Annotated in this window: 11 protein-coding genes; 4 read left to right on the forward strand and 7 right to left on the reverse strand. The window is 46.6% G+C overall.

The annotated features are described in order from the left end of the window. The first annotated feature begins 37 nt into the window (after positions 1-37). Genes M3085_RS05520 through M3085_RS05530 form a run of 3 tightly spaced genes read left to right on the forward strand, consistent with a single transcriptional unit; the run spans position 38 to position 3083 of the window. A complete protein-coding gene (locus tag M3085_RS05520) occupies positions 38-1012 on the forward strand; it encodes a GNAT family N-acetyltransferase (protein ID WP_204499189.1) in 975 nt (324 codons plus the stop codon). Between the two features lie 56 nt (positions 1013-1068). Then, on the forward strand, positions 1069-1485 hold the full coding sequence (locus M3085_RS05525; protein WP_249052483.1) for a hypothetical protein: 417 nt from the start codon (positions 1069-1071) through the stop codon (positions 1483-1485). Positions 1486-1511: 26 nt separating this feature from the next. After that, entirely contained in the window at positions 1512-3083 is a 1572-nt protein-coding gene (locus tag M3085_RS05530) for a sulfatase (RefSeq protein WP_178257332.1), read from the forward strand. A gap of 104 nt (positions 3084-3187) precedes the next feature. Here M3085_RS05530 and M3085_RS05535 read toward each other — a convergent pair whose 3' ends face one another. The 7 genes from M3085_RS05535 to M3085_RS05565 all read right to left on the reverse strand — a co-directional run bounded on the left by M3085_RS05535 (position 3188) and on the right by M3085_RS05565 (position 15746). Beyond that, on the reverse strand, positions 3188-4945 hold the full coding sequence (locus M3085_RS05535; protein ID WP_249052484.1) for a BT_3987 domain-containing protein: 1758 nt from the start codon (positions 4943-4945) through the stop codon (positions 3188-3190). 10 nt (positions 4946-4955) lie between these two features. Beyond that, positions 4956-6326, reverse strand: coding sequence for a DUF1735 and LamG domain-containing protein (locus M3085_RS05540; protein WP_249052485.1), 1371 nt, complete (start codon positions 6324-6326; stop codon positions 4956-4958). Positions 6327-6334: 8 nt separating this feature from the next. Continuing rightward, positions 6335-7381, reverse strand: coding sequence for a glycoside hydrolase family 18 (locus tag M3085_RS05545; RefSeq protein ID WP_249052486.1), 1047 nt, complete (start codon positions 7379-7381; stop codon positions 6335-6337). A gap of 212 nt (positions 7382-7593) precedes the next feature. After that, positions 7594-9165 carry a SusD/RagB family nutrient-binding outer membrane lipoprotein gene (locus M3085_RS05550; protein ID WP_249052487.1) on the reverse strand — a complete coding sequence of 524 codons (1572 nt, stop codon included), beginning with the start codon at positions 9163-9165 and terminating at the stop codon, positions 7594-7596. 21 nt (positions 9166-9186) lie between these two features. After that, positions 9187-12267: a SusC/RagA family TonB-linked outer membrane protein gene (locus M3085_RS05555; protein WP_191709703.1), complete on the reverse strand. Its 3081-nt coding sequence runs from the start codon at positions 12265-12267 to the stop codon at positions 9187-9189. Between the two features lie 3 nt (positions 12268-12270). Beyond that, complete coding sequence (locus tag M3085_RS05560; RefSeq protein ID WP_249052488.1) at positions 12271-13770, reverse strand: hypothetical protein; 1500 nt, start codon at positions 13768-13770, stop codon at positions 12271-12273. A 689-nt stretch (positions 13771-14459) separates the two neighbouring features. Then, the gene (locus tag M3085_RS05565) at positions 14460-15746 is read right to left on the reverse strand and encodes a cytidylate kinase family protein (protein WP_249052489.1); all 1287 of its coding nucleotides are present in this window, start codon (positions 15744-15746) and stop codon (positions 14460-14462) included. Positions 15747-15913: 167 nt separating this feature from the next. Between M3085_RS05565 and M3085_RS05570 the strand changes: the two genes are divergently transcribed. Beyond that, complete coding sequence (locus tag M3085_RS05570; protein ID WP_249052490.1) at positions 15914-16747, forward strand: helix-turn-helix domain-containing protein; 834 nt, start codon at positions 15914-15916, stop codon at positions 16745-16747. The last annotated feature ends 9 nt before the right edge of the window (positions 16748-16756 follow it).

The following is a 16756-nucleotide window of genomic DNA, read 5'->3' on the forward strand; positions in this document are numbered from 1 at the left end:
TTTAAATGCTCAATAAAAAGTTATAAATTTGCACTATATGGATATCCGTCTGACGACATATTACCATGCAAAAGACGTTCCGTCTTTACCCGGAACGAATGTCTTCCATTCTACCGCTTTGTTTCAGGCTTTGGAGCAGACATCCGGCTATCAGCCTGTATTGTTGGTGGCATACGAGGGAGACAAGGTTGTTGGAAAATTGCTTTGTACTACGCGCAGCTATTTTCATATAACGGGATTGCTTAAAAAGACGTATGTTTATGGTACGGGCGAATATTTCAAAAGCTCTTTCCGTCGCGAACAGATATTCAATGAAATGCTGACTTACCTTACATCCACTTATCGCGAAAAATCATTCCTCATAGAGTTTCGCAATTTGGAAGAACCTTTGTTCGGTTATCGTTATTTCCGTCAGAACGGTTATTTTCCCATACGCTGGTTGCGCGTACGTAATTCGATTCATCACCACGCGCTGGACAAATGGATGAGTACCTCGCGCAAGCGTCAGATTCAGCGCGGACTGAAAAACGGTGCAGTTATGGATGTAGCACGGACCAGCGACGATGTTTATGCTTTTTTCTCGATGCTGAAGAAGTATTATTCCTCAAAGATCAACCAATATTTACCCGATATAGGCTTTTTCCTATCTCTTTTTTCACAACCTTTGCGGCGCGAAGCCGGTAAAATATTCCTTATACGTTATAAGGATAAAATAATAGGAGGGGCGGTTTGCCTGTTTTCCGATGATAGTGCTTATTTGCTGTTTTCGGGTGGGATGCGTAAAAGCTATCCTTTGTTATATCCCGGTGTGTTGGCGGTATGGAATGCCATGACTTATGCCCGCCGCCACGGGTATGGTCACTTTGAGTTTATGGATGCCGGACTTCCTTTTAAGAAGTATGGTTTCCGCGATTTTATCCTACGCTTCGGAGGCAGGCAGACGAGCAGTCGCCGATGGTATCGCGTACGTTGGCCATGGCTGAATCGCCTGCTTATTAAAGTCTATGTGTAACCAGCCGGTAGATTGGTTTAGGCAAAACGAGTAATGTTATCACAATCTATTATGCAATGATGATTCTATTAAAATCGGTTCTGATATGGGTTTGTTTTATCCCCGTGGCTATTCTGAACGGAGGATTGCGGGAATACGTGCTGACTCCAATGTTTACTGCTCAATGGGCATTGCCGATAAGCGGAATCTTGCTGAGCGTTTGCATCTTTTTTCTTACATGGATACTTTTGCCTCGCATAAAAAATCTTAGTCGTGGAATGTGTTACCGCGTAGGTTTGTTTTGGGTGTTTCTAACCATCCTGTTTGAACTTGTATGCGGGCAGGTTTCGGGCATTGCTTTTCCGGAACTAATGGCTGCTTATAATCCGATGACTGGAAATCTGTGGTTACTGGTTTTAATAACCACACTGTTATCGCCTGCTGTGGCTTTCCGTTTATCGGGACCCGACATGCAGGATAAGTCTGAATTATAATAACTTTAATATAAACAATCAGAAATATGAAACAGAAAAGACATTTGTTTACGGCAGCATTTCTGGCAGCTTTAGGGAACGTTTCGGCGCAAGATAAGCCTAATATCATTCTGTTTTTAGTAGATGATATGGGATGGCAGGAAACCTCTGTTCCTTTTTATGAAGAGCCAACTCCGCTGAATGAGCGTTATCATACTCCCAATATGGAACGTTTGGCACAGATGGGGGTGAAGTTTACGCAGGCATACGCTTGTGCCATTTCATCACCCTCGCGATGCAGTCTGATGAGCGGCATGAACGCAGCCCGTCATCGGGTAACCAACTGGACGCTGGAGTATGACGTGCAGACCGATGTCGAAAGCAACGTATTACAGTTGCCCGATTGGAACTACAACGGCATACAGCCCGTTGACCGTGCCGGTGAACACGATTTGAAAAATGCCACGCCCATTACGGCATTGCCCCGTTTGTTGCAAGAAAATGGTTATTATACCATACATTGTGGCAAAGCCCATTTTGGCGCGCGCGGTACGGTTGGAGAAAATCCTTTGAGCTTTGGTTTCGACGTGAACATCGGGGGTGGAGCCAACGGAGCTCCCGGAAGCTATCTTGCCGAAAATGAATTTGGCTCTGGGGCTTTCCATGTTAGCGGATTGGAACAATATTACAGCAAGGGTACTTTCCTGACCGAAGCTCTTACCATTGAGGCTTTAAAAGCTCTCGATAAGCCCATAGCCAATCGTCAGCCTTTTTATCTGTATATGTCTCATTATGCCATTCATGCACCCTATAACCCCGACAAACGCTTTACGGGAAATTACCGTCAGCCGGACGGCAGCGGTGTGTACGATGCCCAACTGAAAGCCAATCTGGATGAAAATGAAATCAATCATGCAGCTTTGGTGGAAGGTATGGACAAGAGTTTGGGAGATATACTGGATTATTTGGGCGAACGTCCCGAAGTGGCAGCCAACACCATTCTTATTTTCATGTCCGACAACGGAGGGCAGAGCGTAGGACCCCGGCAAGGCATTCTGAACCGTGACCCTAACTATCCGGCTCGTGGAGGTAAAGGTTCGGCATACGAAGGTGGCGTACATGAACCGATGATTGTATCATGGCCGGGTGTGGTAAAAGGAGGAACGGTAAACGAAAACCGTGTGATGATAGAAGATTTCTTTCCTACTATTCTCGAAATGGCAGGGGCAAAGTCATATCAAACTGTACAACACGTAGACGGAAAGAGTTTTGTGGACATATTAAAAGACCCCACACTGAAACGCGACCGTACCAACATCTGGCATTTCCCGAACCTTTGGGGTGAAAGTCAGGATACGGCAGAGGGATTCGGCGCTTATTCTGCCATTCTGAAAGGCGATTATCACCTTTTGTATTTTTGGGAAAACCGCGAGCTGCGTCTTTACAATGTTCGTGAAGACATAGGCGAACAAAACAATCTGATAAAGATGCAACCCGATTTGGCAAAACAGCTGGCAAAAGAGTTGACTGCCGCACTGAAAGACTGTGATGCTCAGCGCCCGTCGTACAAGCAAACGGGAGAACTGATTCCGTGGCCCGATGAGGCTGTGATTCGCTAACGGTAATATATCGGTGAAAGACTACAAAAAAAGAGACCGCTTCGTATCGCACGGGCGGTCTCTTTGCTGTACTCATACTTATGTATGATAGGTTGGTAGGTTTTTTACTTCATATAAGCCGGAAGAAGTGTATCGTAGTTTACTCCCTCAAACTTCACAACAGGATTGGCAGTGTTTCCTAACTGTTTCATAAACAGCGGGAAGTCTTGCAGATACAGATTCGTGTAAGGTGCATCTTTCCACGTATCGGGTACGTATTGCAGGTTGAAGCAAATGATAGACTGGTGTTTTCCGGTTTTTTGCTTGCCGATGGTGGTGGTCAAAGCCTCGTTACGCTTGCCTTCACCCTGCTCCCAGAAGCGAGTCTGGTGCTGGATGCGTCCGTAATCGTTTTCCAGACTCATTTCAAAGGAAGCCACACCGTATTTCTTCTCAGCATCTTCGCCCGACAGTCCTGCTATCCAAGTATCACTGGTTCTGCCGCTACTGAACGAATACTGGTGGTTATCGCCGCGCAGGTAGTTGGCATTCCATACATAATCAAACAGCCTGCCTACTTCTATCTTGCCTATTTCTTCAAGCACGGCTTGGTTGGCAGGGTCTTTTACCCACTCGCGTACCGCCTTTTTGTCTTCGGCAATCGGATTTCCGTAACGTTCGTCTTCCCATCCTGCAGCATGTTTTTTTATGAGGTCGAACTTGTTTCCGAACAGGCACCATCCGTTTCCGGCACCGTTGGTGAACGGCCCTGTGTTATACAGCGTAATCAAGTTGTGACGGTCTTTCCATGCCTGACCTTCTACGATAGGCATTAAGTCTCTCAGCTCTTTTATCAGGAAATGGAAACTTCCCATCTGTACCATCGGACGTCCCGGCTGTTCAGCTTCCGGAGTTTCGGGATAGTTGGCATACTCGTCGTCGAACATCACTCCGTCGAGTCCGTAAGTCTGAACCGCCTCTTGAATGTCGCGGGCAAGTCCTTTAATCATACTGCGTTCGCCTGTAATGTCGAGGTTTGAGAAGCCGATGGCCTGATGATTCGGCATAAGCGAGAGCAACACCTTGATTCCACGGTCTTGCAACGGTTTTACAAATACATCGCGGTTATCAAGAATGCGGCGTACACTTTCGTTATAATACAGTTCGGGTTTGCCTTGAATGCCGTTCCAGTTGATGTTGGCAGAGAAAATAACCGTCATGTCGAACAGTGGACGGCGGGTATCTGCCTGTTCCTCCCCGTTCGGATAAAGCACATAGTTGCCCACGTTACGGATGTCGTTTTCGGCCGTTTCAATGATAGCCACAAAGCGCGGTTCTTCTACCGACGGAGTGCGGTCGAGCCAGCTCATGTTGAAATCAGCTTCCGGGTGGCGTACCACTTCAACAAACTGTACGCCGATTTCATGTTCGCCGTTCTTCAGTACCAGCGGAAGAACGAACGTCCCTTCTTTTACATCTTTAATCTTTACGGGAACTGAAACCGATGCTTTGTCCGGAGCAAGGGTTACCGTTTGCGGCACTTCGTAACTTTCCGTGCTTAACAATTTATAAAGATTTATGCCTTTTAACTCGGCATATTTGGCTGTAAGGGCGTTCAGAGTCTCCTCATCGGTGTCGAAAGCAGCGGTAATCTCACGTTTGTCATTCATTCCGCGGCGAAGCTCGAACGTAAGGTCTTCTCCCTTCCATACATGTGTGTTCACTCCTTCCTCCTGAGGCAATACGAAGCGCGTTTCTCCCGTAAGTTCTCCGCCTCCGGTTCCGGGGACGGGAACTTCCGCGGTCAGCGTTTCTTCTTTACATCCGGCAAGGCAGACCAATGCAGCCAACATGCCGGCTTTAATGATTGATATATAGTTCATGATACGGTCTTTATTTGAGGTTAATGTCGATGTCTTGGTTTATCACAACTTTCGGTTGAACAGCCGATGCCGCTCCCTGTCGTTTCACAGTCAGGTCGTGTCCGTTTCCGGTAAAGTCGGCTATCTGCTTGTTGTCCGAACCGGGTTTGGCTCCATTCAATTTCCAGTAAGCAAGCAAGTCGGACTTTTCGCTTTCATACTCTACCACGTCGAGTGCATTTTCGCGCAGTTGGGCTGCGGTGCGTGCGGTATTCCATATTCTGATTTCCGACATCATGCCGTTGAATCCGCGCCACTGGTTGAATGACTGTCCGATGACAAACTGTGCGCCTGCCAAGTCGAGCGTTCCCGTATGTGCCATAGAAGCCCGTTCGCGCGAGTTGACATACACGCGGATATTCGTACCGTCGTAAGTCAGTGCGATGTGATACCATGTCTTTTCGCGGAAACTGTAATTCACCAACAGCGTTTTACCTCCTGCTTTCACTTGCAGTTTGTTCGGGTCTACGCCCGCATCACCAAACCTCATCAGGAACGGAGCGTCGCTTCCGGCTTCATATCCCCATACCGACGAGATACCCGCCAGCGTAGCATCTCCGCGTTCGCTTGCCGCCTTGAACGAATCGACGAAAACCAATCCTTCGAGCGTACATGCATTCAGTTTCTGGAACGCATAGCCTTCGGTTTGGTAATACAGGTTATTCCGGTTGATACCCAAGTCTACACCGTCGGCATCCAGTGCGTCATCGCCTGCCATCGGACGTAAGTCGGCTGCGCCCTGAGCTTCTCCCGAACCACCTTTCCGTTTCACGTGAAGATAAAGCGTGCGGTTCGAGTCGTCGAGAGTAAAACCCTCTGCCGTATTTAATAGCAAAGCGAGCAGATAATCTTGGTCTAAATCCAGTTTGCTGCTGTTGATAATCTTCACCAGACTCTGGCTTACCGCCATTGTAGCATCGTATTCAATATTGATGAGATTAGTAGCCACGTGGTAAGCCTCGGCAGGCAAGAACTTCACCCGGTAACCGTTTGTTTCTTTGTATTGCTGCAAAACAGCTTCATCTTGTAATACGCTCACCGTAAACACTTGGTCGCGTTTGCTCTTGCCGTTAGTCAGTTTGGCAGAGGTCTTGATTTCCTTAACCTGACCAACGGGCTGAACAGCCGAGAAGATAACATCTACCGGGTCGGCAGTTACAGCCGTTCCGTTTGCAATGTTCTCGGCATCGGTAGTATTCAGGAAAACCAGTGTGCGGTCGGTCACCTTTTCGGGAGCCACCGTATCCTCCGGTCCGAACAATGTTTTTCCGAATTCGTCCTTACACCCTGCAAAAACGATCAGGCAGAGAAGTAATCCGAAATATATGATTCTGTTTTTCATACTTTCCATTATTTGTTAAGGTTAAGATATTGTATCGTAGTTCTCAGTGTTTCGTAATTCTGTTCGTAATCCGTTTCGATTCCTCGGATAGCCATGCCTCCCACAGCCTTTCCGTCAGCCGGCAGCCAAGTAGCGAGCGTCAGATTCTTGGGAGCAGTCAGCGGTTGCGAAGAAATCAGGTCGACGAACGGAGTTTTCCATCCGTCGTTTTCAAGCGACAGATACGTTAACATCTTGGCGGCATCAAATCCGGCATATACCTTCAGTTTGTCATATTCCTGCTGTACGTAGCTCAGCTTGTCGGTCTTGAGCGTGGTGCTGATCAGGTAATCGAAACATTCGAAATAAGCGGTAAAGTATTCGGGCACACCTTCCAAAACCAGAAGTCTGTTGCCCGCTTTCTTTCCGAATTTCCCTCCCAGCCGGGCGATGATTTCGTTCAGTCTCTCACGGATGAACGCATCGTCGGCAGCAGTGATGCGCAAGCTCACTCCATCGTAATTATGCTCCGCAACCGTCTTTTCCAGTTGGTCGGGCAAGGCGTTGAAGCGTTCGGTAAACTCTTTGTTCACCTTGCTGCGCTCAACCTCGATGGCAGCTTCAATTTCTTCGTTTGTAGCCTCTCTCGAAGGAGTTTCAGCCTCGGCAGCTTCGATGGCATTATTTTCTCCCTCTATTTCAGCTTCTTCAATTTTCTCTTTGTATTCGGCAGTCCACGAGTCAAGCTCCGCCAAAATCAGTACGCGGGTCTTTTTTACCGTTTGCGCCGTTTCGAGGTCGGTAGTTTGGAACTGTGAAAGCGTTTCATACCCTTGTTCCACTACCACCATGTCCACGCTGTCGGGCAGGGTATTAAGATACGTGTTCATATTTCCGTCTGCCTTCCAGTTTTTAAACCATACCAGCGTTTGGGGATGTTCGGAGGCTTTGAAAGCCTGTATCGTTTCCATGTCTTGCGGAACGCCGCCCACCTGCATGTCGAGCGGTTCGATGTCCGTACAGCTTGCAGCAGTCAAGCAGCCTGTTATTCCTATGATGTAGATAAAATGTTTCATAAATATAAAGTGTTGTATCATTGGGTTTTATAGCGTTTGTTCAAACGGTCTCCTTCTTTGCCCGGAACTTGGAAAAACGCAAGCGGTAAAACCGGTCTGTTCTATGGGTAGAACCGGTCAACGCATCCGCATGGGATGGGTAACGCTAACGGTAGCGTTTTCCGGTACGTTCCGGCAAAGAATTTTCAGTCAGCGAAACAGTTTAAACAGGTTCATTTTCTCGCCCACCACACATCGGTATTCGGGCTGTCATTACCATCCAAATCTTCGGCGATAATCTGTGTAACGTTTGCACCGTTTACGTCATGTTCTACTTGCGGAAGCGGATAACGCCGGTATCCCCGCATATCGGCTCCGTCGGCATTACGCTGAATGTTCGTCACCTCGTGGTTATAGTCGATAGCCGGCAGGAGGTTGGGATATCCCGTACGCCGCCATTCAGCCCATGCCTCGGCACTTCCGTAAGGATACATGGCAATGTATTTTTGCGTAATGATTTGCCCCAACTGTCCGGCAGGATTGTCGCTCCACGCCACGGTAATGTCGGATGCAAACGATGCGTTGTTAAACTGGGCATACTTGCTGTCGGTAAACGCTCTCCGCTTGTTCCGGTTACTCAGATAGTTACCTATATTTACCTGATGCATGTTCATCGACAGTTCGATGCCTTGCGTGTAGAAGGTTTCGGCATTACCGCCCATGTTCCAGCCTTTAAGCGCACCTTCCGCCCGGAGAAAAGCCACTTCGGAAGCCGTGAGCCACACCACCGGGTCGGTCATGCCCACCTTCGGCAAGCAGTAGATGTTTCCGCTAATCAGTTCTTCTTTGGCAGGCAGATTCACGCCCGACCGCAATCCGAAGTACGTATCCCGTCCGCTACGGCTGGTAGGTTCGAAGTAAGCCTCCAAGCGCGGGTCAGAATACGCCGTCATGTAAGCAATGATGTCTGCTCCGCAGCGCGTATCTCCCCAGTTGACACTCATCTTATAGAACGGATTATCCGACGTGGGTTTCGTGGCATTGTCGGTATTGTTTTCTATAACCCCTGCTTTTACAGCCTCTTCCGCCCAAGCCCTTGCTTCATTGGGCAACTTACCGGAAGTACGCATGGCAAGACGTAACTTGAGTGAGTTGGCAAACTTCGCCCATTTGTTCAAGTCTCCGCCGTAAACGTCATCTTGCGTGGTCCATGCCGCTTTTTCTACATTCGTCAGCGTGGCAGATGATAAAGTCTGCGAAGCCCACGTCAGTTCTTCTATCATTTTGCGGTAGATGTATTCCTGCGTCTGATACGGCTTTTGTGCCTCTGTTCCCGAAAATTCGTAAGGGATAGGACCGTACATGTCGGTAAGGCGATGCAGAATGGCAACCTTCAGCACGGTTCCCCATGCGTAGAAAGCATTCTCCCGGTCGGCATTCGTCTCAAGAGCCAGCGCATTATATTGCTTGATGACTTTAACCAAAGATTCGGCATCGGTAAACGGATATTCAATGAATCCCGCATTGTAATTGAATTTCCCGAAATCACTGAATTTAGTCTGTCCCATGTACCCCGACAAGGATTCGCATCCCAAGCTGATGGCATACTGGTAAAGGTTTTCTTGCAGCGGAATCACGATGCCCGTAAGCACGCCACAGTTATTGGCTATCTTCTCTGCGATACCTCCCGACGCCAGCACTTCATCGGTTACGCCGTAGGGGTCGCGGTTATATTCTTCGAAATTCGTCGTACAGCTGCTTATTGCCATACAACCGATAATTCCAGTCAGTATAATTTTCTTCATCTGATTTTTCTTTTTTTAGATTTAGAATTTGGCTTTTACGCTGAATCCGAAACTGCGCAACGACGGCATCATGAAGTAATCAATGCCCTGTGCGTAGTTACCCGTTGACGATACCGCTTCGGGGTCGAACGGAGCTTTGTTATACAGCATCCAGAGGTTTTTCCCTGTGAGCGAAACAGTCAGGTCGAGTACATTGCCCAGCCATTTGCGCGGAATGTTGTACGAGATATATGCTTCGCGCAGACGCACGTTTGTTGCACTGTAAGTATAATATTGCGCCAAGTAATCCTTCGGACGTCCCTGAAGCTGGTAATATTTCTGTGCCGGTATCACGATGCCCTCTGCCACGGTAATGCCTCCCGCGTCGCGTGCATCCGCAGTAGCCTTTGATACGCCCGAATAATCAAGCGCAGCCTGTGTGCCCGATACCACAATACCGCCCAAGCGAGCCGACAGCATAAATCCGAAGCTGAACTGTTTGAAGCGGAAATCGTTTCTCCAGCCCATTGTAGCATCCGGAAGCAGACTACCCAGTTTGAGGTATTCGTTACGCGGCTTCAGGTCTTGCGATACATCAATGTTTCCGTGTACGTCTCTTACAAAATCCGTTTTGGCATAGATGTCTCCCAATGTTCCGCCCGGACGCAAGATGATTTGCGCATTTCCGAAACTCTCTTTCAGCAGTTCGTCTTTGTTAAACAACGGCTCTTCGGGGTTCTGCGGATTGCGTACGTTTTTAACCAGCTCTTTGATTTCATTCTTGTTATATCCGTAAGTGAAATACGTATCCCATGTGAAATTCTTCGAGAGGTCTACCGTAGCTCCCAAGCCCAATTCTACACCACGGTTTTCCACATTACCCGTTTGTACATACGTGTAATTGTAACCTGATGATGCCGACATAGCTGCCCGGATAGTTTGGTTCTTCGTATTGGTTTTATAATAAGTCACATCAAGGCTTATGATATTGCGTAACCACTTGGTTGAAAGTCCCACTTCAAACGAGTTGGTACGTTCCGGTTTCAAATCTTTCAGCGGATAAAATCCTTCCTTCACCCATTTCTTGTCGCTCTGGCTGAAAGTATTCATCTGCATGGTCAGTCCGCGTTGGAAAGGCGAAGCAACTTGCGCGTATGCCAGTCGCAGTTTGGCAAACGAGAGCGAGTTATACATTTTGTCTCTCAGTTCCGATGAAAGCATGTCGGTCAATATCCCCGATAATCCCACAGAAGGATAGAAAAACGATTTGTGATTTGAACCGGCTAATTGCGAAGCCCAGTCGTTTCGTCCCGTAACGGTGAGGTAAATCAAGCGTTTCCAGTTTACTTCCACACTACCAAAGATAGATTGCGTTTGCTCTCTCCATCCTTCTTGATAGAACTGTGCTTTTTTAGCACCCTGTGCAATGTTCTGCACATTAAATACGTTGGGCAGTCCGTCGTCGCGCAGCGGTCCCTGATTGAAAAGCATATCGTTCCGCTGGTCAGTGAGACTCGCACCGAGATTTACAGCCAATCCCCAATCCTCGCCAATGTTTTTATTCAGATTGGTTAAGACATCCACATAATTCTGCATGTCATATCCGGTATTCATTCCGAAGAATCCGTTCTTGGTACCTCCGTCCATGAGGGTAGCAACCGTACCTACAAAGCGTTTGTCTTTATACTCTTGTGCAGTCCGGTCTATGCGGTAACGTACGCCGATGTCCCACTTCTCAGAGTTCGACCATTCTTTGATGAGATACGACATGCCCAGCGACACGATGAAACGTTTGCGTTCCGAAGTACGGATGTTGCGGTAAGCCGTCCAGTACGGATTCTGCATCGTATAATCTCCTTCGGGGAAAGGACTTGCGGTAAGAATGCCGCGGTCTTCGTCCCATTGTTCGAAATATTTGGCATCATTCCAGTCCAATCCGCGCGGATAAAGATATGCACTCACCAGCGGATTCATATATTCTCCCTGATTCACCATGTTCTGGTCGCGCTGAATGATATACTGCGCACCGAGGTCTACGCGCAGGCGGTCTTTTAACGCCATGCTTGAATTGCGGACAGTGAGGTTATAACGGTCGTATCGGTTGTTCGGGATTAATCCGTTGGCATTTGTAGCAGCCAACGAAACGTATGTCTGATTCTTTTCATTACCTATTGAAAGTGTGACAGAGTTGGTATAAGTAGCCGAAGTTTTAAAGAAATCGGAAGGATGGTAACCCGTAGAAGCCTGCTTGTCTCCCCAACTTACGGCATCGTTCGGCCTGCTTCCGTATGTGTTTTGGAATTCGGGCATTACAAAAGCGTCGGCAAATTCGGCTGCCGATGTGAAAGTAGCTTCCAGTCTGCCTTCTTTTCCCTTCTTGGTAGTAATCAAGATGGCTCCGTTGGCAGCCGACGAACCGTAAAGCGCAGCGGCAGAAGCACCCGTAAGCACAGTCATCGACTCGATGTCATCCGGGTTCAGGTCGGCAATGCCTTCCGTTGTTCCGCGTGAAGCATAACGTCCCGTACCCTGTTCGCCCTGTGCGTTATACATCGGGATACCGTCGATAACATAAAGCGCATTGTTGTTTCCTTCGATGGATTTCGTTCCGCGCATTACCACCTTTGCTGCACCACCCACGCCCGAAGAGCTGGTTTGAATCGTCACGCCGGCTATTTTTCCGCTCAGGCTGTTGATAAGGTTTGCATCCTTTACGCGCGTCAGTTCGTCTGATTTCACACTCTGGGCGTTGTACGACAAGGCTTTTTCCTGACGTTTGATGCCCAATGCGGTAACCACCACCGCGTCGAGCACCTGCGTATCTTCCTGTAACACGATGTCGAGTACGCTCATGCCTGCTTCTATCTTCCGTTTTTCAGGAGTATATCCGATAAAAGAAAACTCCAGTGTAGCACCTACGGGTACGGATATTTGATAGTTTCCGTCCATGTCGGTAGCCGTTCCGTTCGTAGTTCCCGCTTCGAGTACATTAGCCATCATAATCGGCGTATCGGTTTGGTCTACTACCCGTCCGGTTATTGTTACATTTTGCGCCATTGCCGCTCCGGAGTAACAAAGCAGGGCAAACAGCAACATGCTTATTCTGTTTATGTAATTTTTCATAGTTTAGAAGAGATATTGGGGTTCATCGTTTTCGTTTAATTCTATGGTATAGGTGTTACCGCTTATTGCAGAAGCATCTATTTCTTTCGCGATGTAACTTCCACTCCAGTAGTAGAGACCTAATATGAAAACGGCAAATCGTTGACCTGTATTGATTTCAGCATCAAATGTTATCGATCCCGGACCGGAAAGCATTTCATTGGAAGAGGTCAGTCCTTCGAAGGGTTGGTTGTTCATAGCGGCGGTTGCTGCTTCTTTTATTTTTGAAGCATCTTTCACTATATGTGCTTTTGTTCCGGTCGCCATGAATCCTGCCGGCAATGAAGCCACCGATACCGTGAAAGTTACCGTCTTGTTAATGCCTCCGCTACCTTCGCTGGTAGGAGGAATAAACGGATATTTCATTTCTACCGTAACGATGTCGCTTTCCGGAGTAACCGTTACGTTTTCAGCTATCTTATAATTGTCATAGTATTCCGTATTCCATTTCGGCGCATAGATAACATACTCTTGTTGGGCTTCGGTACAAAACAGTTCGAAAGTTACCACGCCATCTTTCGAGGTATTCTTCTTTTCTACATACGTGCCTTTTTCGGGGTTACCGTGAGTGTTTTCCACGTGCTGCTTCACAGTTTCCCAGTCGGTTTTGTTTATCAGGTAGATTTCTTTTTCGTTGAACGGTTCTTCTGTTTGCGAACCTTCTTCCCCCATCAGATATATGGCAGTAACTTTGATTTGTTTTTTTACTTCCTTATCGAATGTGAGTGAAACATTTTCTTCCGTATCGTATCCTATTTCCTTACTTTTCTTCAGGAAGGGCAGACCTTCTTCCGGTTGCGATAAATAAATCCAATAGGTTTCGGTGGACTTCGGTGAGTCGATAACGAAAGAAGCGGCATTGTTTTCTGCCATTGCAGCAGCCACATAGAGGTCTTCCTGCGGTTTTTGTCCACCTTTCAGCGACGTCTCAAAGTGGCTGCGGCTTGATTCTTTCACCAGATACAGGTCTTTGCCACTGTATTCCGGAGCCACGGTAACAGCTATCGATGTTTTCCGTATGACTTCTTGAGGCGGAGCTGCCAAGTCGATCGTTTTTTCGATATTGCCTGTCACTACTTCGTACTGCAACTGATTACCGAGGTGGGTTTTCGGCTTGTAACCTGCTTCCGTTTTCTGATAAACGTTGAAGTAGAGTGTTTTCTTATAAAAATCCATCAGGTCGTCGAATACCACTTGACTTCCTTTCACCGGCTGCGATAACAAGAAATCTGCTTCACCGATTTCTTTGCTCACGCCCTGCTCGTTGAACGGACTTTCAGATAAAGCGGCAAGAATCAAGTCTTCTTGCTCTTCTGCATTTTCAAGATGAATGGTCAGGGATGAAGTTTTGTCTTCTGCTTGGGGCTTCTCTTGCCGATATACTTCTTCTGCGATGTCGTCAGAGCAAGCAACCACAGCCAAAAGCACACAAAAACTTCCTAATAAATGTATGATTCTTTTCATTGATTGTGATTTTTTCAAGTATAGACTTGTGGAATGAACTGTGTTTTCCACAAAAAATAAATAGTTTTGTTGTTTAGGTCGGGTGAATAAAACCTTACTGTCTTAGTTTGTGATTTCATACCCAAACTGTCGTGCAGGTACTTTTTTCCATACGTTTATTCAGTTTTTAAGGTGAAACAATGTTTGTTATGTTTACTGTTTTTTGTACTTCCTTAATCTTTTTTGGAAATATCTCGCTTGTTAAGTAACAAACAAGAAGCTGTTTTGTTCGTTGGAAAAAGCAAAAAAAAGCAGTCTGATGAATAAAAAATTTCATCGGATGAGGTAAAAGAACTTTATCCTTACAGGCCTGTTTGGACGATAAACTGCAAGACGATATTTTTCCGGCGGATACCCCCCGAAAACGCAACCGTTAGTGTCAGTCATTCCATGCGGATGAGTTAACCAATTCTACCCGAAAGACCGATTGGTTTTACCGTTAGCGTTTTCAGGCTCTTGGAAAAGCCTTATAATCTTGAAACAAGCGCATGAAATAAAAAATAGGCCGTAGAGTTTGATGGGGTAGCGGGGCTGGAGAAACAGACCGATTAACGGTGTGGGAATATCAAATAAAAAACTCTTGGCGGATTAATCAGGTTTTAATCACGTCAAGAGTCCGATAAAAAAGTGAGAGTGTAAGTCCGCGAAATTTACTGCCTGCTGTAAACGGCTTTTATCAGCTCGCAAGCCGTATGCAGTCCTATGCTTCCTGTGTTAATCATTAAGTTGTAATGATGAGGCTCGCCCCACTTCATACCCGTATAATATTCGTAATGAGTGATACGGTTCCGGTTGGTCCGCCTGATGATAGCCTCGGCCTCCTCCTTTTTGATTCCGTATTCGTTGACGCAGCGTTTGTATGCGTTTTCAAAGTCTGAATAACAAAACACCTTGATGGCATGAGGATAGTCTTTCAGGATGAAGTCCGCACATCTTCCTACGATGATGCACGACTCCTTTCGGGCGATTTCTTCGATGATTTTGCTTTCGGCAACGAATAATACATCATCGGTCGACAAGCTGCGCTCTAAAGGAGATTCGCTGTTTTGCGAAACCATGCATTTTAACCAATAAGAAGGGATAGACTGTTCGTTGGCGGTAATATATGTTTCGTCGATACCGCTTTTTTGTGCAGCCAGCCGGATAAGTTCTTTGTCGTAAAGCTTTATGCCCAATTCCTTTGATAACAGTTCACCCAGCAGATGTCCTCCGCTGCCATACTCTCGCGCGATGGTGATAACCGTATGTTCGGGGGCTTTTGCTGCGGCGGTTTCCTTCCCGGCAGGGGCAGTGATCCATTGGTCGAGGAAGTGGTAATACGGACTGACAAAGTGTACGATAGGACCGACAACCAGTGCGGCAATCACCGTTCCCTCTCTTACTCCGTATATACCCGACATAAACAGTAAAGAAAGCAGGCACGCCACGATAACCAATGTAATATCGAAACCTAATTTTACGTAACCGAATTCTTTTTTAAGACGCAAAGAGATGACACGTACAAAGTATTCGCCCGACATCATAGCCACGTTTGCCTTTACTTCTAAGGCAATGCCTACGGCAAGGATGACACATCCGAATACCAACGTTACTATTTGAGATACATACGTAATAGGATTTAAAGCGTGAAGCATACGCATGGAGCAATCGATGAATGTACCAAAGCACAGCGAAATAGGAATTTGAAGCAGGTAGAGCCGTCGGTCTTGTCTGAAAACCTCCCGCGTCATGAAAGGGATTTCAAAGATAATGAAAAGTATGTTGAGAATGATGGTCCATTGCCCCATCGTCATAGGTGTAAACATACTTAACACGTATGTGACGCTGGTGATGGGTGAGGTTCCTAACAGAGCTTTGGTTATGAATGCAATGCCAAAGGCATTTACAAAGAGGGATATAAGAAACAGCAGGTAGCGTCTTGATGTAAATTTACTCATAATCGGTTTTATTATAATTTGAATTGCGCTGCAAAGTTTGTGTTATTTTGGCGTTTAGCGGTTATAAAAAAGAAACCAATCTTGGTTAAAAGCGAAACATAGTTTACCTTTGTGCGGATAAATGGTCGGATAACGTGGATTTCTCTTTTTTGGAATACATAAACGGTTTGAAAGAACAACAAAGCGTGTATAGCTGTGTGGTAGATTCGGATTCATCAGACGGAAAGCGGATGGTTTTGTCTGAAGGGTTCTATTTTGTTTTGGTTACAAACGGTACAGCTCTTGTGGAAGATAGTTACCGGAAATATGCGTTAGAAAAATATGATTTGCTTATACTGACTCCAAGCATTACGGTGGCATTTGATACGGCCGATACCGGTTTTTCAATGATTTGTGTTTACATAGAGCCGGCTTATTTCGATACTTTGCCCGATGGTCAGCCGATGTATAATCAACTGGTTCGTTTTCTTGGCAGTTATACATTGCCGGTTCTTCGTTTGGATTCTGCCGGATATGCCTATTTGAAGCAAACGTTGGATTTGTTCCTTGCCGGTTGTCCGGATAGCTATTGCCTGAATCGTGAAGGAATTGGCAGACACTTGTGTAGCTTTTTACTGTTGCAGGTGGCAAATATCTTGCATCAAGACAGCGAACATACGTCTGTTTCCGTGCGTCGTTCGGGGGAAGTTTTCCGTAATTTCAAGAAGCTGTTGGTAGAACATTACCGTACCCATCACCACATCTCGTTTTATGCCGGAAAACTGAATATTTCTACAACCTATCTGTCGCGTATCGTGAAGCGTGTCACCGGGCGTACGGTTTACTTCCATGTGTCGGAGATTCTTTGCGCAGAGGCGCGACGCTTGCTTGGATGTACAGACTTGGATATAAAAGAAATAGCCGACCGGTTAGGATTTTCTGACCAGTCGGCTTTCGGTAAGTTCTTTTTAAAGAAAACAGGAGTGTCTCCTCTTAAATTCCGTTTGCGGAAAACAGAATAAGATTACCGC

It is taken from the genome of Bacteroides caecicola (assembly GCF_023337095.1).
Lineage (GTDB): Bacteria > Bacteroidota > Bacteroidia > Bacteroidales > Bacteroidaceae > Phocaeicola > Phocaeicola gallinarum.

Bases quoted from the DNA above. Each gene is read 5' to 3' on its own strand.
- M3085_RS05530 (WP_178257332.1), top strand. From the start codon at position 1,512: ATGAAACAGAAAAGACATTTGTTTACGGCAGCATTTCTGGCAGCTTTA.
- M3085_RS05555 (WP_191709703.1), bottom strand. From the start codon at position 12,267: ATGAAAAATTACATAAACAGAATAAGCATGTTGCTGTTTGCCCTGCTT.
- M3085_RS05560 (WP_249052488.1), bottom strand. From the start codon at position 13,770: ATGAAAAGAATCATACATTTATTAGGAAGTTTTTGTGTGCTTTTGGCT.
- M3085_RS05565 (WP_249052489.1), bottom strand. From the start codon at position 15,746: ATGAGTAAATTTACATCAAGACGCTACCTGCTGTTTCTTATATCCCTC.
- M3085_RS05550 (WP_249052487.1), bottom strand. From the start codon at position 9,165: ATGAAGAAAATTATACTGACTGGAATTATCGGTTGTATGGCAATAAGC.
- M3085_RS05545 (WP_249052486.1), bottom strand. From the start codon at position 7,381: ATGAAACATTTTATCTACATCATAGGAATAACAGGCTGCTTGACTGCT.
- M3085_RS05535 (WP_249052484.1), bottom strand. From the start codon at position 4,945: ATGAACTATATATCAATCATTAAAGCCGGCATGTTGGCTGCATTGGTC.
- M3085_RS05520 (WP_204499189.1), top strand. From the start codon at position 38: ATGGATATCCGTCTGACGACATATTACCATGCAAAAGACGTTCCGTCT.
- M3085_RS05540 (WP_249052485.1), bottom strand. From the start codon at position 6,326: ATGAAAAACAGAATCATATATTTCGGATTACTTCTCTGCCTGATCGTT.
- M3085_RS05525 (WP_249052483.1), top strand. From the start codon at position 1,069: ATGATGATTCTATTAAAATCGGTTCTGATATGGGTTTGTTTTATCCCC.